We start from the raw sequence: 21,221 nt of genomic DNA on the forward strand, positions 1-21,221 counted from the left end.
TAGGAGTGCAAGATTTTAAGTCTCGTGCGTCTACCGGTTCCGCCACGTCCGCATGGGTCCCTCGGTAGCCGCGCCGGCGCGCGCGATCAAGCGGGGGGCGTCCAGCCGTAGAGCCAGGCGTAGCGGTCGCGCATGCCGTCGGGGCCGAGGCGGCGCATCACCATGTTGCGGGCAAAGCCCATCAGGCGGCCGGAATGGTAGGTCCGGCCGTTGGAGCGGGCGGCCCATTGCACGCGCCGCACCCGGGCGGTCCGGTCGGCCGTATATGCCGCGAGCGCGGCGGCGACGTCCGCGTGGTCGGCGAGCGCCCGCCGGAGCACGGCGGCATCCTCGATCGCCAGGGCCGCGCCCTGCGCGAGGTAGGGCAGGACCGGGTGCGCCGCGTCGCCGAGCAGCGCCACCCGGCCGGCGGCCAGCGGGCGCGCCACGGCCCGGTCGGCCAGCGACCAGACCAGCCAGGAATCGGGCAGGCTCAGCAGGTCGCGCAAGGGGCCGGCGCAGCCGCGCAGATGCGCGCGCAGCACGGCGGGCTCGCCCAAGCGCCCCCAATCCTCGTCGCCCACCGCCTCGGGCACCACCGCGACGACGTTCAGGAAGCGGCCGCCGCGCACCGGGTAATGCACCACGTGCCGGCCCCGGCCGAGCCAGAGGCCCGTGGCCGGGCCCTGGAACGCCTCGGGCACCGCTTCGCTGGGGATCAGCGCGCGCCACGCCGCCGCCCGGCCCGGCCTCAGGGGCGCCGCGTCGAGATGGCCGCGCAGGCGCGAGCGCAACCCGTCGGCCCCGATCACGAGGTCGAACGGCAGGGCCTGCCCGCCACCGCTGCTTTCCGCGGTGAGCATGGCGCCGGAATCGGTCTCGGCCAGGCCGGTGATGTCGCGGCCCATCATCAGGCGGATCGCCGGACGGCTGCGCAGGGCGTCGAGCAGCAGGGTCTGCAGGTCGGCCCGGTGGATCACGTAATAGGGCGCGCCGAAGCGCTGCTGTGCCGCCGCGCCGAGGCTGACGCCGCCGATCCGGCGGCCGCTGTCGAGGGCGCGGACCTCCACCGCAGGCGGCTCGCTCGCCGCCCGGCGCAGGGCCGCCGACAGGCCGAGATCGGCCAGCACCCGGCTGGCATTCGGGGAGATCTGGATCCCGGCCCCGACTTCGCTGAAACCGGTGCGGCGCTCGATCACCGTGACGGCGTGGCCGGCATCCGACAGGGCCAGGGCCGCGGTCAGACCGCCGATGCCAGCCCCGACGATCCCGATCTCCAAGGGCGTTCGACTGTCCGAGGGCAAGGGAGGGTGCGCTACTCCGCGGCGACGGCGTCGTGCCAGACGCAGGCCTGCGGATCGGCCTGGTCGGCCTTCAGGCCGGCGCGGTAGCGATAGAGCGTCGAGCAATACTGGCAGATGATCTCGGTGTCGGCGCCCATGTCGAGGAACACGTGCGGGTGGTCGAACGGCGGCAGCGCGCCGATGCACATGAATTCCTTCACCCCGACCGCGATCACGGGCACGCCCGGCTCGTTGTGGAAGTGCGGTACCGCCTTGCCTGCCATACGGCCCTCGCCTGCCCTGCGCCCGTCCGCTGGGGCGAATCTGCCCGGACGCTCCGGGGCGTCTCGCGCCCGCTTATGCCGCCAGCCCCGCGGCCGGCGCAAGCCTCCCGAGCCGCGTACCCGCGCGCCGCCGGGTGCCGGCGGCTTGGCCTGCCGCGCCCGGCACCGTACATAGGTCCGACAGCCGATTTACGACGCCGCAAAAAGTCTCGACGATGCAACAGGAACAGGCCACCGCGCAGGGCACGCGCCGGGCGCCGGAGCCGCCGATCCACGGCCCGGAGGGATTCGAGGGCATGCGCCGGGCCGGCCGCCTGACCGCCGAGGCCCTGGACGTCCTGATGGAGGCGACCCAGCCCGGCGTCACCACCGAGGAGCTCGACAAGCTCGCCTACGAATTCGCCATGGATCACGGCGCCTATCCGGCGTCGCTGCTCTATCGCGGCTATCCCAAGTCGATCTGCACCTCGATCAACCACGTCGTCTGCCACGGCATCCCGAACGACAAGCCCCTGCGCGAGGGCGACATCGTCAATCTCGATTGCTGCCTGATCCTCGACGGCTGGCACGGCGATTCGAGCCGGATGGCCTATGTCGGCGAGGTCCCCCGCAAGGCGCAGCGCCTGTGCGAGATCACCTACGAGGCGCTGATGCGCGGCGTCGCGGCGGTGAAGCCCGGCGGCTCCACAAACGATATCGGCCGGGCGATCCAGACCTATGCCGAGAGCGAGCGCTGCTCGGTGGTGCGCGACTTCTGCGGCCACGGCCTCGGGCGGATCTACCACGACGCCCCCACCATCCTGCACTACGTCGAGGCGAGCTACGACGTGCCGCTGAAGCCCGGCCAGTTCTTCACCATCGAGCCGATGATCAATCTCGGCCGTCCGGCCGTGAAGGTGCTGGGCGACGGCTGGACCGCGGTGACCCGGGACCGCTCGCTCTCGGCCCAGTTCGAGCACACGGTGGCGGTGACCGAGACGGGCGTCGAGATCTTCACGGTCTCGCCGAAGGGGCTGCATCAGCCCATCAACCCGGCGGCCTGACCGTCCGTGGCGCCGGCCCCGGACGACGGCGCGGCGGGGCTGTTCGACGACAGCCCGACGCCCGCCGCCAAGGAGGCGCCGCATTATCACGGCCATCGCGACCGCCTACGGGAGAAGTTCGCGGCGGCCGGAGGCGAGGCCCTGCCGGATTACGAGCTGCTGGAGCTGGTCCTGTTCCGGGCGATTCCCCGCCGGGACGTGAAGCCGCTGGCCAAGGCGCTCGTCGCTCGCTTCGGCAGCTTCGCCGAGGTGGTGAGCGCCGAGCCGGCGCGGCTGATGGAGGTCGAGGGCGTCAGCGCCGGGGTCGCCGGCGATCTGAAGGTGATCGAGGCGGCGGCCCGGCGGCTCACCCGCGGGGCGCTCCGCGAGCGCGACCTCCTCAATTCCTGGGGGGCGCTCCAGGATTATCTGCGCACCACCATGGCGTTCGCGCCGCGGGAGGAATTCCGCATCCTGTTCCTCGACAAGCGCAACCACCTCATCGCCGACGAGGTGCAGGGGCGCGGCACCGTCGACCACACGCCGGTCTATCCCCGGGAGGTCGCCCGCCGGGCCCTCGAGCTCTCGGCGACCGCGATCATCCTGGCGCACAACCATCCCTCCGGAGACCCGGCGCCCTCGGCGGCCGATGTGGCGATGACGCGGGAGATTGTTTCGGTTCTGGCACCACTGAAAATTGTGGTGCACGACCATGTCATGCTCGGTCGAAACGGACATGCCAGCCTGAAAGGCCTCAAGCTGATCTGATCTTCCTGCCGTCTTGAGCGTTGTCGACCGCGCGTATAGCCCTGTTGGGGGTGGCGCGCCTCTTGCCTGAAGAGCGAGAGCGTGAGGGAGAAGCGGAATGGCGTTGACGGCCTTCGACGAGATGAACGGGATCGTCAACGGTGCCGCCGACCCGGCCGCCGTCCGCGACGCCTACGGCAAGCTGAAGACCTGGCTCGAGACCACGCCGCCCGAGCATTTCAACACCCGAAGGAGCCAGGCCGAGCTGCTGTTCCGCCGGATCGGCATCACCTTCGCGGTCTACGGCGACAACGAATCGACCGAGCGGCTGATCCCGTTCGACATCATCCCGCGGGTGATCACCAAGCCGGAATGGGATTTCCTGGAGCGCGGGCTGAAGCAGCGGGTGACCGCGATCAACCTGTTCCTGAAGGACGTCTACGGCGCCCAGGAATGCATCAAGGCCGGCATCATCCCGGCCGATCTCGTCTACCGGAACGCCCATTACCGGATGGAGATGCGCTCGTTCCGGGTGCCCCACGACCTCTACGTCCACGTCGCCGGGATCGACATCGTCCGCACCGGCGAGAAGGATTTCTTCGTCCTCGAGGACAATGCCCGGATCCCGTCCGGGGTCTCCTACATGCTGGAGAACCGGGAGGTGATGCTGCGCCTGTTTCCGGACCTGTTCTCCAAGCACCGGGTCGCCCCCGTCGAGAATTATCCCGACGCCCTGCTCGCCACCCTGCGCAGCCTGGCCCCGGGCTCGGCCACCCGCGACCCGACCGTGGTCCTGCTCACACCCGGCCGCTACAACTCGGCCTTCTACGAGCACTCGTTCCTGGCCGACAAGCTCGGCGTCGAGCTGGTGGAGGCCTCCGACCTCTTCACCAAGGACGACGTCGTCTACATGCGCACCACCGAGGGGCCGCGCCGGGTCGACGTGATCTACCGCCGCCTCGACGACGATTTCCTGGATCCCCTCGTCTTCCGGCCGGATTCGGTCCTCGGCGTGCCGGGCCTGATGAACGCCTACGAGCGCGGCTCCGTGACATTGGCCAACGCGGTCGGGACCGGCATCTCCGACGACAAGGCGGTCTACAGCTACATGCCGGAGATCGTGAAGTTCTTCACCGGCGAGGAGCCGATCCTGCACAACGTGCCGACCTATCGCTGCCGCGAGAAGGACTCCTTCGCCTACGTGATGGACAACCTGTCCGAGCTGGTGGTGAAGGAGGTCAACGGCTCCGGCGGCTACGGCATGCTGGTCGGGCCGCATGCGAGCAAGCGCGAGATCGAGGATTTCGCCAAGAAGCTGAAGCACGCGCCGGACGGCTTCATCGCCCAGCCGACCCTGTCGCTCTCGACCTGCCCGACCTTCGTCGCCTCCGGGGTCGCCCCGCGCCACGTCGACCTGCGGCCCTTCGTGCTGTGCGGCGCCGACCAGATCCGCATCGTGCCCGGGGGGCTGACCCGGGTCGCGCTGAAGGAAGGCTCCCTGGTCGTCAATTCCAGCCAGGGCGGTGGTACCAAGGATACCTGGGTGCTCGACGCTTGAGGGAGTCGCCGCTCCACCCGTTCTGACGCGCCGCCTGCCGCCGAGCCGAGTCGCACACCATGCTGTCCAGGACTGCCGACAACCTCTTCTGGCTCTCGCGCTACGTCGAGCGCGCCGACTTCGTCGCGCGCATCCTCGACGCGGCGCACCGGCTGGCCTCGCTGCCCACGAGCTATGGCGGCGGTGAGACCAACGAGTGGGAATCCGCCCTCGCCTCGGCGGGCGACCCCGACCTGTTCAAGCCGCATTACAGCGTGATCAACGCCGACACGGTCTGCGACTTCCTGGCCTTCAGCCCGCACAACCCGTCCTCGATCCGCTCCTGCATCGAGTCCGCCCGCGAGAATGCCCGCTCGGTGCGCACCGCGCTCACCACCGAGATGTGGGACGCGATCAACGGCGCCTGGCTGGAGCTGCGCAACTACAGCGGCAAGGAGCTCAGCCGCGACGAGTTCGGCCGGTTCCTCGATTGGGTGAAGACCGTCTCGCTGACCTTCGACGGCTCGGCCTTCCGCACCATGCTGCGCAACGACGCGTTCTGGTTCACCCGCCTCGGCACGGCGATCGAGCGGGCCGACAACACCGCGCGCATCCTCGACGTGAAGTACCAGATCCTGCTGCCGCAGAACGAGACAGTGGGCGGCAGCCTCGACTACTTCCAGTGGACCACGATCCTGCGCGAGGTCTCGGCTTTCAACGCCTATCACTGGGTCTATCGCGAGAGCGTCAAGCCGCTGCTCGTCGCCGACCTGCTGATGCTGAACAAGCAGATGCCGCGCTCGTTTGCCAATTGCTACGGCGTGATCGTGGAGTATCTCGACCTGATCGCCGACGCCTACGGACGGCGCGGCCCGAGCCAGCGCCTGGCCGGGAACATGCTGGCCAAGCTCGAGAGCGAGGATATCGACCGCGTGTTCAATTCGGGCCTCCACGAGTTCGTCGAGGCCTTCATCGCGGAGAACAACAGGGTGGGCGAAGCCATCGCCAAGCAGTATCTGGTCGGCTAGCGGATCATCCCGGGGCTCGGATCCGGGACGGTGCGCCGAGAACGTGACGCCGCATCATCGTCGCCTGATGGCCGGCGAGACCCGTTCGGGATGATGCAATCGGACGAGACGGACAGGCCCGGCGCATGCGCATCCGCGTGGTCCACGAGACCATCTACACCTACGAGCAGCCGGCCCGTGGCCTGGTGCAGGTCATGCGCCTGACGCCCCGGGACCATGACGGGCAATATGTCCGCAGCTGGCGGATCGACACCTCCATCGACGGGCGGCTCACCGCCCGGGAGGACGGGTTCGGCAACATCGTCCACTGGTTCACGCCCGACGCGCCGGCGGACGCGCTGACCATCCGGGTCACCGGCGCGGTCGATACCGAGGACACCCACGGGGTGATCCGCGGCACGGTCGAGCGTCTGCCGGACGAGTTCTACCTGCGGGATACGGATCTCTGCACGACGACCCCGGAACTCCAGATCTTCGCCGAGCGGGTCGCCACCGACGGCGACGGCACGCCGCTCGCCGTGCTGCACCGCCTGCGCGCCGCGGTTCCTCAGGCGGTGGCCTACGAGCCCGGGCCGGCCGTCAACGGCGTGCCGTCCGGGAAGGCCTTCGCCGCCGGCAAGGGCATCTGCCAAGATCTGACCCACGTGTTCATCGCCGCCGCCCGGCATCTCGGCATCCCGGCGCGCTACGTGGCGGGGTATCGCGCCCGCGACGACGGTGAGGCCGATGTCGAGGCCCCGCACGGCTGGGCCGAGGCCCTGGTGCCGAATCTCGGCTGGGTCGCGTTCGATGCCTGCTACGAGAACGCCCCGTCCGACGGCTACATCCGCGTCGCCACCGGGCTGGACTATCTCGGCGCGGCCCCGATCCGCGGCAGCCGCACCGGCGGCGGGACCGAGACCCTGGACGTCAAGCTCCGCGTCGAGCAAGGCAGGGACGCCACGCAATCCTGATTCCCTGCCTGATTCCCTGAAGTCGGGCCGCCGGCCGCATGCCAGCCGGAGGCCCCCGCGAGAGCCCGAGATCCATGACCTACTGCGTCGGTGTCCTCGTCGAGGAGGGGCTCGTGATGGTCGCCGACACCCGCACCAATGCGGGGCTCGACGACATCTCGACCTACCGCAAGCTCCATCATTTCAACGTGCCCGGCGAGCGGGTCATGATGCTGGCCTCGGCCGGCAACCTGTCGATCACCCAATCGGTCCTGAGCCTGCTGCAGGAAGGCGTGCCCGGCGAGGACGGCGAGCCGGCCCAGAAGCTGATCGAGGCGCCGACCATGTTCCAGGCGGCGCAGCTCATCGGCCGCGCCATCCGGCGGGTCCGGGCGATCGAGAAGGACGGGTTCGAGGCGGCCAGCATCCGGTTCTCGATCTCGCTGCTGTTCGGCGGCCAGATCGCCGGCGAGGCGATGCGGCTGTTCCTGATCTATTCGGCCGGCAACTTCATCGAGTGCAGCACCGATGCGCCGTTCCTCCAGATCGGCGAGCACAAATACGGCAAGCCGATCCTCGACCGGGCGGTGAAGTTCGAGAGCGACCTCTACGACGCCCTGAAGGTGAGCCTCGTCTCGATGGATTCGACCATGCGGTCGAATCTCGGCGTCGGCCTGCCGATCGACATCGCCGTGGCCCGGCGGAACGCCCTGGTCCTCGAGGTGAACCACCGGATCGAGGCCGGCGAGGGTTATTTCCACGACCTGCGGGAGCGCTGGTCGGCGGCGCTCCGGGCCGCGCACCGGGCGATCCCGCGTCCGCCCTACGGCCCCGCTGCGCCGTAAGGTCAGCTCACCGCTTCGGCCTCCCGCCCGGCGGGCTGGGCCATCGAGCGGGTGTAATCCTCCCAGAGCGCCGCATAGAGCGGCACCTCGCGCAGCAGATCGTCGTGGCGGCCGTCGCCCAGCAGCCGGCCGCCGTCGAGGATCAGGATCCGGTCGGCCTGGCGTGCGGCGGCGAGGTGGTGCGTGACCAGGATCAGCAGCCGGTCGCGGCCCCAGGCCGTGAGGTTCCGCTCCAGCGCCAGGGCGGCTTCGGGGTCCAGAAAGGCAGTCGGCTCGTCGAGGAGCGCGACCGGCGGGTTGCGGATCACCGCCCGGGCGATGGACAGGCGCTGGCGCTGGCCGCCGGACAGGATCCGGCCGCCCTCCCCGAGCGCGGTGTCGAGGCCTTGGGGCAGGGTCTCGACCAGCGCCCCCAATCCGGCGAAGCGCAGCGCCGCTTCGATCGCCGCCGCGTCGGGACGCTGCCCGGCGAGATTCTCCCGCAGGCTCCCGGAGAACAGCATCGTATCCTGATCCACGGTGCCGATCCGGCCGCGCAGCCAGCGGGGATCGTAATCGCGCAGGTCCGCGCCGCCGATCTCCACGCGACCGGTATAGTCGCGCTGCAGGCCGAGCAGGATGCGCAACAGGGTGGACTTGCCCGAGCCGTTGCGCCCGACGATGGCGACGATGCCCCGCTCCGGCAGCACCGTGCTGAGATCCTGCAGGGCCGGCCGCGCCGTACCCGGATAGGTCAGCGACACGCCATCGAGCCGGATGCCGCCTCGGCCGAGCCGGCGCAGGGGCGGATGGCGGCTCGCCCGCTCGCGGGGCAGGTCGAGGAAGCTGCCGATCTCCCGGATCGCGACGTTCACCTCCTGGGCCATGCGCAGGATGTCCGCGCTGCTCAGGAGCGGGCCGGTGATCCGGGCCGAGACGACCTGGATCGCCAGGAACTCGCCGACGGTCAGATGGCCGCCATAGATGCGCCAGCAGCCGACGCCGATCACCAGCAGCGTCACGGCCCGGGACACCGCCTGGGACCGCAGCCCGTAGCGGCGCTGGAGGTCCATCACGGCGCTGAGCTCGCCGAGGACGCTGGCGATGACCGCGTCCCAGCGGCGCATGCGCGGCCCTTCCAGGGCGAGCGCCTTCACGGTGGGCAACCCGTTCACGGTCTCCGCCAGCGTGCCGTCGCGGACGCTGACCGCTTGGTAGTAGGCTTTCGCGGATTTCCAGATTCCGCTGATCTGGTTGCTGGCGATCACGACGATCACCGGCGCCGCCGCGGCCAGCGCCAGGCCGACGGCGAGGTCGTAGTAGAACACGAGGCCGAACGCGACGAGCGCGCCGCCGGCATCGATCACCGAGTTCGGGATCTGATGCAGGACGAAGTCCCGGATTTTCGTGACCTGCTGGAAATGGTTCAGCACCTCGCCGGACTTGAAGTTCGCCCCGTCGATCCGCACGCGCAGGAGATGGGCGAAAACCCGGCGCGACATCCGGCGGTCGAGATGGACCGCCAGGTCGATGATCAGGCGCCCCCGGAACGCGGTGAGCGCGACCTCCGCGCCGATCGACAGGAGGGCGAGCATGGCCAGTCCGAGCAGGGGCAGGTCGGCCCGCCCGGCCACGATCGCGTCGACGATCCGCTGCGTGGCGACCGGGAAGACCAGCCCGACGCCGTAGCCTGCCGCGATGGCGAGGAGCAGCCGGGCCACCTGGCCCCGGCGCAATGCGAGGGAACGGCCGAGCCAGCGCCAGCCAAAGGACGAACGGTCTGCGCGCAACGCCACCCTCCGAATCGGGGGCGGATTGAGACATAGTTTGCTGCGGCTGACGACCTGCGCCCGTGTCGGGTCGGCACCTCATCCGCCCCGCGGGCCGATCGCGGCGACGCAGGGCGCGGGCTCCCAGGGCAGGATCGTGCTCAGCGTTCGAGAACGACGCGGGGGGGGGGCGACGCTTACTCAGCCCAGGGGGCGAGGAAGGCCCGGGCCGCGGCGGCGGGGTCGGGCGCACGCATGAGCCCGCCCATCACGGCGATGCCGGCCGCCCCGGCATCCCGGCATTCCGGGATCCGATCCGGCGTGATGCCGCCGAGCGCGACCACCGGCAAGCCGGCGCGGCAGGCCGCCGCGATGCCGTCCGGGCCCAGGGCCGGGCCGTAGCCGGGCTTGCTGGCGGTGGGATAGATCGGGCTCAGAGTGACGTAGTCGGCGCCGGCAAGTGCGGCGGCCTCGACCTCGACGGGTGCATGGGCCGAGACGCCGATCAGGGCGTCTGGCCCGAGCGCCGCGCGGGCGGACGCGACCATGTCCGGACCGGTCCCACCGCCGAGATGCACCCCATCGGCATTGAGCGCCCGGGCCAGCGCGACATCGCCGCCGACCGTCAGGAATGCGCCCGCCGCGCGGATCCGGCCGGCGAGGCCGGCGCCAAGCGCGCGGCGCGCCTCCGGATCGAGATCGCGGTCGCGGAACCAGACCCAGCGCACGCCGCCGTCGAGCAGCGCCTGCACGGTCTCCATCAGCGGACGCGACAGCCCGTGCCGGTCCGTCACCGCCAGGAGCGGCGACGGCAAGCTCCTCACGAGCCGACGAGGCCGAGCTGCGGGCTCGACGGGTCGGCCCTGCCCCGGCGCGGGATCCGGCCGGCAAGATAGGCGTCGCGCCCCGCCTCGACGGCCCGGCCCATGGCGCGGGCCATCCGGACCGGGTCGTCGGCCTTGGCGATGGCGGTGTTGATCAGGCAGGCGGCCGCGCCCAGCTCCATGGCAATCACCGCGTCGGAGGCCGTGCCGATACCCGCATCGACGATCACCGGCACCCCGGCCCGGCGGCAGATCAGCTCGATATTGGCCGGGTTGGCCACCCCCATGCCGGAGCCGATCAGCGAGCCCATCGGCATGATCGCGGCGCAGCCAAGATCTTCCAAGCGCTGGCAGACCACGGGATCGTCGTTGCAATAGGGCAGCACCACGAAGCCTTCGTCCACAAGGTGGCGGCAGGCTTCGATCAGCTCGGCCACGTCCGGGTAGAGGGTCTCGCGGTCGCCGATCACCTCGACCTTGATCCAGTTGGTGTCGAGCGCCTCGCGGGCGAGCTCGGCGGTCATGATCGCGTCGCGGGCGGTCTCGCAGCCGGCGGTGTTGGGCAGGAAGCGCTTGCCCTTGAGGATGCGCACCGTGTCGGAGCCGTGGCCCTGGAGCGAGACCCGGCGGATCGAGGCGGTCACCACCTCGGCCCCGGAGACCGCGACGGCGTCGCGCATGATCGCCTGGGTCGGGTAGCCGGCGGTGCCGATGAACAGCCGGGACGCCAGCTCGACGCCCGCGACGGTGAAGCGATCCGCCTCGGCCTCGGCGCGCAGCGGCGTGACATTCTGGTCCATGATCAACCTCCCTGCATGGCGCGGACGATCTCGACGCGGTCGCCCTCCGTGACCGGCGTCTCGTCCCAGTCCCGGCGGCGCAGCACGCGCCCGTTCAGCGCGATGGCGACGCCCTGCGGGCTCTCGATGCCGATCTCCTCGGCCTCGGCCCGGAACAGGGCCGCGACGGTCTCGACCGCGAGATCCCGCGGTTCTCCGTTCACCAGAAGCTTCATGCCGAGGCCCTCCGGGGTTCGGGTTGGTCGAAGCGCGAGCGGGTGAACGGTTTGGCGATCTCCGGCAGCGCGCCCCGCGTGATGAGTTCGGCCACCGCATCGGCGGTGACCGGAGCGAGCAGGTAGCCGTTGCGGTGATGGCCGGTGGCGGCGACCAGGCCCGGCGCGAGGATGTCGATGATCGGCGCATCGTCGTCCGAGGTCGGGCGGTAGCCACTCCACACGGCCTCGACCTCCATCTCCTCGATGCCCGGCAGGACCCGGCGGGCGCCTTCGAGCAGCGCGTAGAGGCCGCCGGCGGTGACGCCCGGACGGAAGCCGCAATCCTCCACGGTTGCGCCGACGATGAGCTGGCCGTCGCTCTTCGGCGCCATGTGGACCTGCTCGGTCCAGATCATCCGACTGAGCGTGCCGGTGCGGGCATTGGTGCGCAGGGCCAGAGACTGGCCCTTGAGGGGGCGCACCGGCAGGGCGAGGCTCTCGGGCAGCAGGCCGCCCTCCCCGCTCCAGGCGCCCGAAGCGAGGACGACCGTGCCGGCCGCCACGCCCTGATCGCCCGCGCGGAGACCGGTGACCGTCCCGCCGGACCAGTCGAGCCCGGTGACGGCTGTGCGTTCCACCAGGATCACGCCGGCGCGCCGGCAGGCCTCGGCCAGCGCCGCCATGACGAGACGCGGATCGACCTGGTGATCCAGCGGGCAATGGACGCCGGCAGTGACGGAGGGGCGCAAGCCCGGCTCCAGGCGGCGTACCTCTGTGCCCGGCAGCCACTGGGCGTCGAGCCCGGACCGGCGCTGCAGATCGTAGCGGAAGCGTAGGCGCTCGACCTCGTCGCGGCCGATGGCGACCACGACGGTCCCGTCCGGCCGATAGTCGATCGGCAGTCCGGTCTCCGCCTCCAGCGCGTCGCGGAAAGCCGGCCAGAGCCGCAGCGATTCGAGGGCGAGCGGCAGAAGTGGATCCGAGCCGGGCTCGTGCTCGGCGGCCGGGGCGAGCATGCCGGTGGCGGCCAGGCTCGCGCCGGCCCCGATCGTGTCGCGCTCGACCACGACCACCGCGCGGCCCGCCCGGGCGAGCCGCCACGCGATCGACAGGCCGATCAGCCCGCCGCCGACGATGGCGACATCGGCCCGCGCGGGCAAGGTTTCCTGCGCGGCCAGGCCGGTCGGGCTACGGCGGCGTCCGATCGGTGAAACGGGGCGGTCATAGGCCAAAGTCATCTCCGCGGAATTCCGTCGCGAAGATCGGGCCGTCTGCTTCGGTACGAAGCTGTGGCCTGCCTGTCGGGCGGCCGCGGTCCAATCCCTACGCCGGTATGAGCCGGATCAGGTTCAAAGGATTTCCGCGCCGCAGGTCCGGGTGGACGTGCCAGCGGTTTCTCAGCCCCTTGCCGGGGATCTCCCTGGAACAGGCATAGATCTGGTCGCGCGGGGCGCGCCGGTCAACCCCGGCGCCCGCCGGTGGCGCGAGCGGGGGCGAACAAACGGCCGGCGGCCGTCACAGCACGGAGGGAAGAGCAGAGACGACGCGCCGCTCAGCTCGGCGCGCGCGGCCGCAGGAATTTCGGCCGGAACACCGCCATGGGCTCGCGGAAGCCGTCCAGCACGTGCTCGCCCAGCGGCACCGGATCGCCCCACAAAAAATCCACGAACGGTTTCGACATCAGAAGCGGCTCGCCCAGGAGGCGGTTGAGCTGGGCGAGCCGGCTCGCGAGATTCACGTCCCGGCCGATCACCGTGAAGTCGAGCCGCGAGCCAGAGCCGACATTGCCGTAGGCAGCCTCGCCGTGGTGCAGCGCGATTCCCGCCGCCACCGGCACCGAGAATTGGTGGAGGGCGTTGGCCTCGTCGAGGGCGGCCAAAGCGTTCTGGGCCGCGGTGAGCGCGCCCTTGGCGGCGCCCCCGAGATCGTCGCCGGATTCCCGGAAGATCGCCAGCAGGCCGTCGCCCAGATACTTTAGGACCTCGCCGCCCTCGCGCTCGATCGGCGGCACCAGGCAGTCGAAGAACACGTTGAGCAGCCCCACCGCCTCCTCGGGGGTCATGTCGGCGGAGGTGCGGGTGTAGTCGCGCATGTCGGCGAACAGGATCGCCGAACGGATCCGCGTCACCTGCCCGCGGCGGATATCGCCCGCCAGGATCGCGCGGTGCGGCTCGTCGCCGACATAGAGCCGCAGGACATGGTCCAGCTGCTTGTTGAGGACGCGCATCTCCACCACGGCGGCGAGCGCCGGCATGACGAAGCGCATGATCGCGATGTCGTCGTCGCCGAACCCTTCCGGTGCCTTGGTGGCGAAGGTGATGCCGTTCTTGGTGCCGTTGGTGAAGAAGAGCGGCGCGACGACGTAATGGGTGTAGCCGCCGGCCTTCAGGTCTGGGATGATCGCGAAGGCGTCGTCCGGGGTCTCGGCGACGTCGAGGATCAGCCATTCGCCGGTCTCGTGGACCGTGTGGAACGGGCTGTTGAGATAGGCCTCCTGCGAGCGGCCTCCGTGCGGGAACAGGCGCACGCTGGTGCCGCCGTCCCGGGTCCAGACCCGCCCGACCCCGGCATATTCCGAGTGCAGCGTGTCGATCGCCGTGGAGGCCCGGTCCACCGGCACGCCAATGGCGATCAGCCGCTCGGCGAGGCCGGAGAGCATGTCCTCGGCCTTCTGCAGCCGGGCGCCCTCGCCCAGCAGCCAGTCGCGAATGCCCACGGAGGGCTGGAGCGCGCCGAAGGGCACGTCGTCGGCCTCGGACCCGTCCGCGAAGGCCGTCGGCAATCCGGGCGTTGGCGGGCGGCGTTCGAGCATGGCGCCACTGTGGATGCCGCGCAACCCCGTGGCTGCGCGGTCGTAGGGAGAGGCGCCGCGGGGGCCGCGACGGGGGCTTAGTTGTCCAGGAAGCTCCGGAGCTTCCGGCTGCGCGACGGGTGCTTCAGCTTGCGCAGGGCCTTGGCCTCGATCTGCCGGATGCGCTCGCGGGTCACCGAGAATTGCTGGCCGACCTCTTCGAGGGTGTGGTCGGTGTTCATCCCGATGCCGAAGCGCATGCGCAGGACACGCTCCTCGCGCGGGGTCAACGACGCCAGGACGCGGGTCGTGGTCTCGCGCAGGTTCGACTGGATCGCCGCGTCGATCGGCAGGACGACGTTCTTGTCCTCGATGAAGTCGCCGAGGTGGCTGTCCTCCTCGTCGCCGATGGGCGTCTCGAGGGAGATCGGCTCCTTGGCGATCTTCAGGACCTTGCGGACCTTCTCCAGCGGCATGGCCAGCTTCTCGGCCAGCTCCTCCGGGGTCGGCTCGCGGCCGATCTCGTGCAGCATCTGGCGCGAGGTCCGGACGATCTTGTTGATCGTCTCGATCATGTGCACCGGGATGCGGATCGTGCGGGCCTGGTCGGCGATCGAGCGGGTGATCGCCTGCCGTATCCACCAGGTGGCGTAGGTCGAGAACTTGTAGCCGCGCCGGTACTCGAACTTGTCGACCGCCTTCATCAGGCCGATGTTGCCCTCCTGGATCAGGTCCAGGAACTGCAGGCCGCGGTTCGTGTACTTCTTGGCGATCGAGATCACGAGGCGCAGGTTCGCCTCGATCATCTCCTTCTTGGCCTGCCGGGCCTCGCGCTCGCCCTTCTGGACCATGTTGACGATGCGGCGGTACTCGCCGATTTCCAGGCCGGTCTCGGAGGCGAGGTCGAGGATCTGGGCGCGCAGCTCCGACACCTGCTTCGAGCCGCGCTCGACCAGGTTCTTCCAGCCCTTGCCGCCCAGGGTGCCGACGCGCTCCATCCAGTTCGGATCGAGCTCGTAGCCCTGGTAGTGGCGCAGGAACTCGTCGCGGGCGACGCCGTGGCTCTCGGCATAGCGCATCAGCCGGCCCTCGTGGCCGATCAGCTGCTTGTTGATCGAGTAGAGCTGGCCGACCAGCGCCTCGATGCGGTTGTTGTTGAGCGACAGCGACTTCACGTCGGCGACGACGCTGTCCTTCAGCTCGATCTGCTTCTGGTCCTGGGCCGGGCTGTTCTTCTCGCCGGCGGCCTTGCGCTCGGCGCCCTCGGTCTGGAACTTGCGCAGCTTGCGGTAGTTCGCGGCGATCGCGTCGAAGGTCTCGAGGACCCGCGGCTTGATCTCGGCTTCCATCGCGGCGAGCGAGACGTTGTTCTCGAGGTCGTCCTCGTCGTCGCCGCCCTCCGGGGGCGCCGGCGGCTCGCCGTCCTCGGCGCCTTCCTCGCCCTCGCCTTCGGCGATCTGCGGCGCGTTCTTGCCGTCCGGGCCGGCATAGGTCGCCTCGAGATCGATGATGTCGCGCAGGAGGACCTTGCCCTCCACGAGCTCGTCCCGCCAGATGATGATCGCCTGGAAGGTCAGCGGGCTCTCGCAGAGGCCCGCGATCATCGCCTCGCGGCCGGCCTCGATGCGCTTGGCGATCGCGATCTCGCCCTCGCGGGACAGGAGCTCCACCGAGCCCATCTCGCGCAGGTACATCCGCACCGGATCGTCGGTCCGGTCGGTCGGCTCCTTGGTGGTCGTGGTGACCGCGACGGCGCGCGTCGGCGCGACCTCGGCCACCTCGCCGCCCTCGGCCTCTTCCTCTTCGCCGTCGGCGCCGTTGGCGGTCTTCTCGCCGGCCGCCGCCTCGTCGGTCTCCTCCGCCTCGACCACGTTGATGCCCATCTCGGACAGCTGCGACAGCACGTCCTCGAGCTGGTCGGGGTCGGATTGGCCCTCGGGCAGGACCTCGTTGACCTCTTCGTAGGTCACGTAGCCGCGCTTCTTGGCGAGCTTGACCATCCGCTTGACCGAAGCATCCGTCAGGTCGAGGAGCGGCCCGTCGGTCTGCTGCTCGGGGGCAGCGTCCGTCTCGTCCCGTTCCGTTGCCTTCGTCGCCATGATCAGCCTATTGTTTCGGATGCGGCGCGCTGCGGAGGCCTGAAGAAGGCCGCTCCACGCCGTCGGCGCCGCGATACTTGCGAGTGGCTCCGGATTGCTCCGGACGCCTTGGGTCGTCGGGTTCCGTATGCAAGCCCGAGGCTTGACCGAATGTTAACTATGGCGCGGCTCTGCCCGTCGCCACCGCCATCGCACAGCCGTCATGCGGCGGTCGAGTCGTTCGACACCGGCTTGTCGGCTTCAGCCTCGGCGGCGATGACGGTCTCCAGCCTCGCCTTGACTTCGCAGAGCCATGCCCACCCGGCATCGGTCGGATCGTCCTCAAACGCCTGCCGTGCTTCGCGAAGTTCGCTATGTAGCGCTCCTGCCTGCCGGTGCAAGATCATCGCTTGTCTGAGAGCGTCCCCGCGCTGCTGCGGATCGGCGTGCGGAGACAGCGTAATGCGGTCGCGCGAGCGGGCGAGCGCGAGAATCCGCTCCGCCGCCTCTCCGAGACCGGCCCGTGTGATGCGGCTTTGCAACAGGTCGGCGTTCGTTTGTCCGTCCTCTGCGGCACAAGCGACCAGGACCGACAGGAGCGCCCGGGCGTCGGGATCCTCGAAGTCGAGTTCCGCGACCTCGTCGCCGAACTCGGCCAGCATTTCGGGGTGGACCAGCAGCGTTCCGGCGATCACCGCCTCGCGCACCGGCGCCGCCCCGGAGAAGCCGGCCGAGGCGGTCATCGAGGCGCTGGGGCTGCCGGTGATGCGCGGCGAGACCGGCTCGCCCGGACGGGTGAAGCGACGGCCCTGCCCCTTCGGACCCGGCCCGGGCCCGGCCGCACGCGCGCCGCGGGGCGACAGGCTGCGCAGCCGCTCCTCGATGTCGTCGCGATAATAGCGCTTCACCGTCTCGTCGCGGATTGTGGCGACGGTGGCGCGCAGCGTCTGGGTGAGCCCCGCCCGCCGCTCCGGCGTGTCGACCGGGCCGGATTCGAGCGCCCGGCGCCAGAGCAGTTCCGACAGGGGCAGCGCGGCTTGCAGCACCTGGTCGATCGCGCCCGGTCCGCCCGAGCGCAGGAGGTCGTCGGGGTCCTGGCCGCCGGGCAGCAGGGCGATCCGCAGGGACCGGCCCGGCTCAAGGGCCGGCAGCGCGATGTCGAGGGCGCGGAAGGCCGCCCGCTGGCCGGCCTTGTCGCCGTCGAAGCACAGGATCGGCTCGTCGGCATGGCGCCAGAGCAGGGCGAGCTGCTCCTCGGTGAGGGCGGTGCCGAGGGGCGCCACGGTCTCGGGATGGCCGGCCAGCGTCATGGCGATGACGTCGACATAGCCCTCGACCGCGATGATCGAGCCGCGCTCGTGCGCCGCCTTGCGGGCGCCGTGCAGGTTGTAGAGCGTCCGGCCCTTGTGGAAGAGCGGCGTCTCGGGGGAGTTCAGGTACTTGGCGCGGACCTCCTTGGAGAGCGCCCGCCCCCCGAAGGCGACGACCCGGCCGCGCGTGTCGGTGATCGGGAACATCACCCGGTCGCGGAAATAATCGTACGGGACTGAGACATCCTCGCCGCCGGCGAGGAGCCCGAGCTCGACCATCAGCGCCTTGTCGACCCCCTGCCCGGCCAGATGATCGCGCAGGGCGTAGCGCTCGTTCGGCGCGTAGCCGAGCCGGAAGGCCCGCTGCGTCTCGTCCTTGAGCCCCCGGCGTTCGAGATAGGCGCGGGCCTCGCTACCCTGCCCCGAACGCAGCCGCTCCTCGAACCACCGGGCGGCCATCTCCATGACCTCGATGGCGCCGGCGCGCTTCTGCTCGGTGGCGCGGTTGTCTTCCGTGGGCGCCGGCAGGCTGACGCCGGCCTCGCTCGCCAGCCGCTCGACCGCTTCGGGGAAGCTCAGCCCCTCGGTCTCCATCAGGAAGGTGAAGATGTCGCCGTGCTTGGACGAGGAGAAGCAGTGATAGAACTGCTTCTGGTCGTTCACGTAGAAGGACGGCGTCTTCTCGGCGTTGAACGGCGACAGGCCGCGCCATTCCCGGCCGGCCTTCTTGAGCTGCACCCGCCGCCCGACCACGGAGGAGGCCGGCAGCCGGGCGCGGATCTCTTCCAGGATGTGGGGTGGATAGCGCACGGGGCCTGCGGGTCGATGGCTTGACCGCTGGATATAGCGCGACGGGGGTGCCCGAGTCCCGCCCGGTCGATCGATGGCGCGATCGGGCGGGGGATTGCGGGGAGAGCCGGAGGTCCGAGCCTCAGCCCTTGGCCGCCAGCGCGGCCTTCACCAGCCCGCTCGCCTTGCCGAAATCCATGCGGCCCGCGAAGGTGCCCTTCAGGGCGGCGATGACCTTGCCCATGTCCTTCTGGCCGGCGGCGCCGGTCTCGAGGATCGCGGCATCGACCGCCGCCTTCATCTCCGCCTCGTCCATCTGCTTGGGCAGGAACGCCTCGATGATCGCGATCTCGGCGCGCTCGTTGGCGGCGAGCTCCGGGCGTCCGCCCTGCTCGTAGACCGAGGCGGATTCCGTGCGCTGCTTAATCATCTTCTGGAGGAGCGACAGGATCTCCTCGTCGGAGGCCGGCTCCTTGCCGAGGCCGCGGGCCTCGATATCCTTGTCCTTCAGGGCGGCCTGGATCATCCGCACGGTGGCGAGCTTGTCCTTGTCGCCGGCCTTCATGGCCTCCTTCATCTCGGTGGTGAGGCGGGCGCGCAGCATCTCGATAAACCTTCCGACGGGAGAAACGGGGGGCTGGCCTGCAGTTTGCGGGTGTTGAGCGGCTTCGGCCACAGGGCCACATTGACCCCATCGCGGGCCGCTCGCTAAGAGCGCCGCACACGATCATGCCGCCAGCCGAGCGCGCCGCAACGCGGTGCCTGCCTTCGGCCGCACATAAGCGAGACCGACCCGATGCTGCAAGACGCCGCCGCGCAGGCCTCAGGCCCCTCCGCCCCCGAGCCCTGGGCCGAGCCCGTGGCGACGGCCCTGCTGGTTCTGGCGGACGGGACCATCCTCGAAGGCTTCGGCATCGGCCGGACGGGCGTCGCCGACGGCGAGGTCTGCTTCAACACGGCGATGACCGGGTACCAGGAGATCCTGACCGACCCGTCCTATGCCGGGCAGATCGTCACCTTCACCTTCCCGCATATCGGCAATGTCGGCACCAACGACGAGGATCTGGAGAGCCTCGAGGCGGCCCCGGCCTCGGGCGTGCGCGGCACCGTCATCGCCTCGGCGGTGACCAAGCCGTCGAGCTGGCGCTCCTCGTCGCATCTCGACGGCTGGCTCGATGCCCGCGGCATCGTCGGCATCACCGGGATCGACACGCGCGCGCTCACCGCGCGCATCCGCGACAACGGCATGCCCAACGCCGTGATCGCCAACGATCCCGAGGGCCGGTTCGACCGCGAGGCCCTGAAGGCGCGGGCCGCCGCCCTGGCCCCCATGGAGGGGCTCGACCTCGTGCCGCCGGTGACCAGCCGCGCGACCACGGAATGGTCGGAGACCGTCTGGGCCCTCGGCGACGGCTACGGCAAGCGCGCGCCCGGCGAGGGCCTGAAGGTGGTGGCGATCGATTACGGCGTGAAGCGCAACATCCTTCGCCTGCTCGCCCAGGCCGGCTGCGACGTCACCGTGGTCCCGGCCACGACCAGCGCCGAGGAGATCCTGGCGCTGAAGCCGGACGGCGTGTTCCTGTCGAACGGCCCTGGCGACCCGGCGGCGACCGGTGCCTACGCCGTCCCGGTGATCCGCAAGCTGCTCGACGAGAAAGTGCCGACCTTCGGCATCTGCCTCGGGCACCAGCTCATGGGCCTCGCGCTCGGCGGCCGGACCGTGAAGATGGGCCAGGGCCATCACGGCGCGAATCACCCGGTGAAGGACAAGACCACCGGCAAGGTCGAGATCGTGTCGATGAATCACGGCTTCGCGGTGGATCCCGCGAGCCTGCCCGCCAGCGCGGTCGAGACCCATGTCTCGCTGTTCGACGGCTCGAATTGCGGCCTGACGCTCACCGACCGGCCCGCCTTCTCGGTGCAGCACCACCCGGAAGCCTCGCCGGGCCCGCGCGACAGCCACTACCTGTTCGAGCGCTTCGTCACGCTGATGCGCTCCGGCGAGCCCGAGAAGGCCGCGAACGCCTGAGCGGTGAGGGACTGTCGGCGCGGTCCCATTCAGGCCGCGCCGGGGTCACAAAATCCGCGAATTCCGGCGGCTTAACCGTCCCATCGACGGACAGCGCATGGCGGTTCCGTCCGAGGGGATTGCCGGATGACCATCGACGAGGCACGCGACGACTTCTCCCGCCTGCACCGTACCTTCACGTTCCATCTCGGTGTCGCGGCCAGCCTCGCCTGGGCGACCGCGCTCTACGCCGCCCTCTACGCTCCCTGGGTGCGCAACATCCGCGCCCTGATCGATCCGGCCGCCGGCCTCGACCGGGTCGAGAGCACGGTCTCCTACCTGTTCGCGATGCCGGCCGTCCTCGCCTTCGCCTGGGTCTCCCTGTATTTCGGCCGGGAGATGCTGCGCCGGGCGCAGACGCTCTCGAACGTCGCGCTGGAATTCGCCGCCGCGGCCGTGGTCGCCTTCGGGATCTTCTATCTCTCCATCGACCGGGCGCTCGCCGCGCTGCACGCCGGGTTCTGAGCGAGGGCGGCGGGCCGCCCCCGCCGGATCCCTACTGCACCTTCTCGAACAGCGGCTCGAAGCGCTTGGCGGCCAGCTTGCCATGCTGGACCGCCTTGGCGGCCTCGAGGTTGTCCGGCTTGTCGCCGACCTCGATCAGGCCGACCATTCCCATGATGTAGTGGGGCGAGCACTTGAAGCCGTAGAGGCCGGGCTTGTCGAAGGTCACGGTCTCCTCCTTGCCGACCACGGTCTTGAAGGTCGGCGCGCCCTCGGGTGCCATCCCCTTGATGAGCTCGGCGTTGTGGCCCTTGTCGGCCGGGACGAACCGGACCGTGTCCCCGGGCTGGATCTTCACGAAAGCCGGATCGAAGACCATCATGCCGCCCGGGCCGCTGTTGAGCGTCTTGATGGAGACTTCGGTCGCATAGGCGCCTGCCGTCGCGCCGAGCAGAAGCATCGCCGCGCTGAACGTTTCCCTGATCATCGTCTATCTCGAATTGGTATCGTTATAA

The 21,221-nt window shown here is 70.1% G+C and carries 20 protein-coding genes and 1 riboswitch; of the genes, 8 read left to right on the forward strand and 12 right to left on the reverse strand.

The genetic code is table 11. The features are described 5' to 3' along the window. Positions 1-86: 86 nt before the first annotated feature. Entirely contained in the window at positions 87-1,283 is a 1,197-nt protein-coding gene (locus WYO_RS24695) for an FAD-dependent monooxygenase (protein WP_007567734.1), read from the reverse strand. A gap of 11 nt (positions 1,284-1,294) precedes the next feature. Continuing rightward, entirely contained in the window at positions 1,295-1,546 is a 252-nt protein-coding gene (locus WYO_RS24700) for a zinc-finger domain-containing protein (protein ID WP_007567736.1), read from the reverse strand. Positions 1,547-1,761: 215 nt separating this feature from the next. Here WYO_RS24700 and map point away from each other — a divergent pair, with 215 nt between their 5' ends. From map to WYO_RS24730, 6 genes are all read left to right on the forward strand, one after another. Continuing rightward, on the forward strand, positions 1,762-2,589 hold the full coding sequence (map, locus tag WYO_RS24705) for a type I methionyl aminopeptidase (RefSeq protein WP_007567737.1): 828 nt from the start codon (positions 1,762-1,764) through the stop codon (positions 2,587-2,589). 39 nt (positions 2,590-2,628) lie between these two features. Next, entirely contained in the window at positions 2,629-3,336 is a 708-nt protein-coding gene (radC, locus tag WYO_RS24710) for a DNA repair protein RadC (RefSeq protein WP_047170932.1), read from the forward strand. A 97-nt stretch (positions 3,337-3,433) separates the two neighbouring features. Further along, positions 3,434-4,873, forward strand: a complete 1,440-nt coding sequence (locus WYO_RS24715; RefSeq protein ID WP_007567741.1) for a circularly permuted type 2 ATP-grasp protein — start codon at positions 3,434-3,436, stop codon at positions 4,871-4,873. A gap of 59 nt (positions 4,874-4,932) precedes the next feature. Beyond that, the gene (locus WYO_RS24720) at positions 4,933-5,880 is read left to right on the forward strand and encodes an alpha-E domain-containing protein (protein WP_007567743.1); all 948 of its coding nucleotides are present in this window, start codon (positions 4,933-4,935) and stop codon (positions 5,878-5,880) included. 125 nt (positions 5,881-6,005) lie between these two features. Beyond that, on the forward strand, positions 6,006-6,833 hold the full coding sequence (locus tag WYO_RS24725; RefSeq protein ID WP_007567745.1) for a transglutaminase family protein: 828 nt from the start codon (positions 6,006-6,008) through the stop codon (positions 6,831-6,833). Between the two features lie 74 nt (positions 6,834-6,907). After that, positions 6,908-7,657, forward strand: coding sequence for a hypothetical protein (locus WYO_RS24730; protein WP_007567748.1), 750 nt, complete (start codon positions 6,908-6,910; stop codon positions 7,655-7,657). 2 nt (positions 7,658-7,659) lie between these two features. On the opposite strand, the gene WYO_RS24735 is transcribed toward WYO_RS24730, so the two are convergent. From WYO_RS24735 to WYO_RS24775, 9 genes are all read right to left on the reverse strand, one after another. After that, positions 7,660-9,426, reverse strand: a complete 1,767-nt coding sequence (locus WYO_RS24735; protein WP_007567750.1) for an ATP-binding cassette domain-containing protein — start codon at positions 9,424-9,426, stop codon at positions 7,660-7,662. A 176-nt stretch (positions 9,427-9,602) separates the two neighbouring features. Next, on the reverse strand, positions 9,603-10,229 hold the full coding sequence (locus WYO_RS24740) for a thiamine phosphate synthase (RefSeq protein WP_007567752.1): 627 nt from the start codon (positions 10,227-10,229) through the stop codon (positions 9,603-9,605). Further along, entirely contained in the window at positions 10,226-11,029 is an 804-nt protein-coding gene (locus WYO_RS24745) for a thiazole synthase (RefSeq protein ID WP_007567755.1), read from the reverse strand. Before WYO_RS24745 ends, WYO_RS24740 begins: the two co-directional genes overlap by 4 nt. Positions 11,030-11,031: 2 nt before the next feature. Next, positions 11,032-11,244 carry a sulfur carrier protein ThiS gene (thiS, locus tag WYO_RS24750; protein WP_007567757.1) on the reverse strand — a complete coding sequence of 71 codons (213 nt, stop codon included), beginning with the start codon at positions 11,242-11,244 and terminating at the stop codon, positions 11,032-11,034. Next, on the reverse strand, positions 11,241-12,464 hold the full coding sequence (thiO, locus tag WYO_RS24755) for a glycine oxidase ThiO (protein ID WP_007567760.1): 1,224 nt from the start codon (positions 12,462-12,464) through the stop codon (positions 11,241-11,243). Before thiO ends, thiS begins: the two co-directional genes overlap by 4 nt. Before the next feature lie 64 nt (positions 12,465-12,528). Further along, positions 12,529-12,657, reverse strand: a riboswitch (TPP riboswitch). A gap of 121 nt (positions 12,658-12,778) precedes the next feature. Next, positions 12,779-14,038: an adenylate/guanylate cyclase domain-containing protein gene (locus WYO_RS24760; protein WP_007567762.1), complete on the reverse strand. Its 1,260-nt coding sequence runs from the start codon at positions 14,036-14,038 to the stop codon at positions 12,779-12,781. A 77-nt stretch (positions 14,039-14,115) separates the two neighbouring features. Then, the gene (rpoD, locus tag WYO_RS24765) at positions 14,116-16,116 is read right to left on the reverse strand and encodes an RNA polymerase sigma factor RpoD (protein ID WP_007567764.1); all 2,001 of its coding nucleotides are present in this window, start codon (positions 16,114-16,116) and stop codon (positions 14,116-14,118) included. Positions 16,117-16,316: 200 nt separating this feature from the next. Continuing rightward, positions 16,317-18,215: a DNA primase gene (dnaG, locus tag WYO_RS24770; RefSeq protein ID WP_007567766.1), complete on the reverse strand. Its 1,899-nt coding sequence runs from the start codon at positions 18,213-18,215 to the stop codon at positions 16,317-16,319. Positions 18,216-18,336: 121 nt separating this feature from the next. Next, positions 18,337-18,798, reverse strand: a complete 462-nt coding sequence (locus WYO_RS24775; protein ID WP_007567769.1) for a GatB/YqeY domain-containing protein — start codon at positions 18,796-18,798, stop codon at positions 18,337-18,339. A 192-nt stretch (positions 18,799-18,990) separates the two neighbouring features. Here WYO_RS24775 and carA point away from each other — a divergent pair, with 192 nt between their 5' ends. Together carA and WYO_RS24785 are read left to right on the forward strand one after the other, a co-directional pair. Then, positions 18,991-20,223: a glutamine-hydrolyzing carbamoyl-phosphate synthase small subunit gene (gene carA / locus WYO_RS24780; RefSeq protein ID WP_007567771.1), complete on the forward strand. Its 1,233-nt coding sequence runs from the start codon at positions 18,991-18,993 to the stop codon at positions 20,221-20,223. A 126-nt stretch (positions 20,224-20,349) separates the two neighbouring features. Next, a complete protein-coding gene (locus WYO_RS24785) occupies positions 20,350-20,727 on the forward strand; it encodes a hypothetical protein (RefSeq protein ID WP_007567773.1) in 378 nt (125 codons plus the stop codon). 31 nt (positions 20,728-20,758) lie between these two features. Here the strand turns inward: WYO_RS24785 and WYO_RS24790 are convergent, their stop codons facing one another. Next, on the reverse strand, positions 20,759-21,193 hold the full coding sequence (locus tag WYO_RS24790; protein WP_007567775.1) for a pseudoazurin: 435 nt from the start codon (positions 21,191-21,193) through the stop codon (positions 20,759-20,761). Positions 21,194-21,221: the final 28 nt, after the last annotated feature.

Origin of the sequence: Methylobacterium sp. GXF4, assembly GCF_000272495.1 — a bacterium.
GTDB classification, from domain to species: Bacteria; Pseudomonadota; Alphaproteobacteria; order Rhizobiales; family Beijerinckiaceae; genus Methylobacterium; species Methylobacterium brachiatum.

Excerpts from the sequence above, each read along its gene's own strand:
- thiS (WP_007567757.1), bottom strand. The coding sequence starts at position 11,244 with ATGAAGCTTCTGGTGAACGGAGAACCGCGGGATCTCGCGGTCGAGACC.
- WYO_RS24745 (WP_007567755.1), bottom strand. The coding sequence starts at position 11,029 with ATGGACCAGAATGTCACGCCGCTGCGCGCCGAGGCCGAGGCGGATCGC.
- WYO_RS24725 (WP_007567745.1), top strand. The coding sequence starts at position 6,006 with ATGCGCATCCGCGTGGTCCACGAGACCATCTACACCTACGAGCAGCCG.
- map (WP_007567737.1), top strand. The coding sequence starts at position 1,762 with ATGCAACAGGAACAGGCCACCGCGCAGGGCACGCGCCGGGCGCCGGAG.
- WYO_RS24720 (WP_007567743.1), top strand. The coding sequence starts at position 4,933 with ATGCTGTCCAGGACTGCCGACAACCTCTTCTGGCTCTCGCGCTACGTC.
- WYO_RS24700 (WP_007567736.1), bottom strand. The coding sequence starts at position 1,546 with ATGGCAGGCAAGGCGGTACCGCACTTCCACAACGAGCCGGGCGTGCCC.
- WYO_RS24790 (WP_007567775.1), bottom strand. The coding sequence starts at position 21,193 with ATGATCAGGGAAACGTTCAGCGCGGCGATGCTTCTGCTCGGCGCGACG.
- WYO_RS24760 (WP_007567762.1), bottom strand. The coding sequence starts at position 14,038 with ATGCTCGAACGCCGCCCGCCAACGCCCGGATTGCCGACGGCCTTCGCG.
- WYO_RS24730 (WP_007567748.1), top strand. The coding sequence starts at position 6,908 with ATGACCTACTGCGTCGGTGTCCTCGTCGAGGAGGGGCTCGTGATGGTC.
- WYO_RS24715 (WP_007567741.1), top strand. The coding sequence starts at position 3,434 with ATGGCGTTGACGGCCTTCGACGAGATGAACGGGATCGTCAACGGTGCC.
- carA (WP_007567771.1), top strand. The coding sequence starts at position 18,991 with ATGCTGCAAGACGCCGCCGCGCAGGCCTCAGGCCCCTCCGCCCCCGAG.
- WYO_RS24785 (WP_007567773.1), top strand. The coding sequence starts at position 20,350 with ATGACCATCGACGAGGCACGCGACGACTTCTCCCGCCTGCACCGTACC.
- rpoD (WP_007567764.1), bottom strand. The coding sequence starts at position 16,116 with ATGGCGACGAAGGCAACGGAACGGGACGAGACGGACGCTGCCCCCGAG.
- thiO (WP_007567760.1), bottom strand. The coding sequence starts at position 12,464 with ATGACTTTGGCCTATGACCGCCCCGTTTCACCGATCGGACGCCGCCGT.
- WYO_RS24775 (WP_007567769.1), bottom strand. The coding sequence starts at position 18,798 with ATGCTGCGCGCCCGCCTCACCACCGAGATGAAGGAGGCCATGAAGGCC.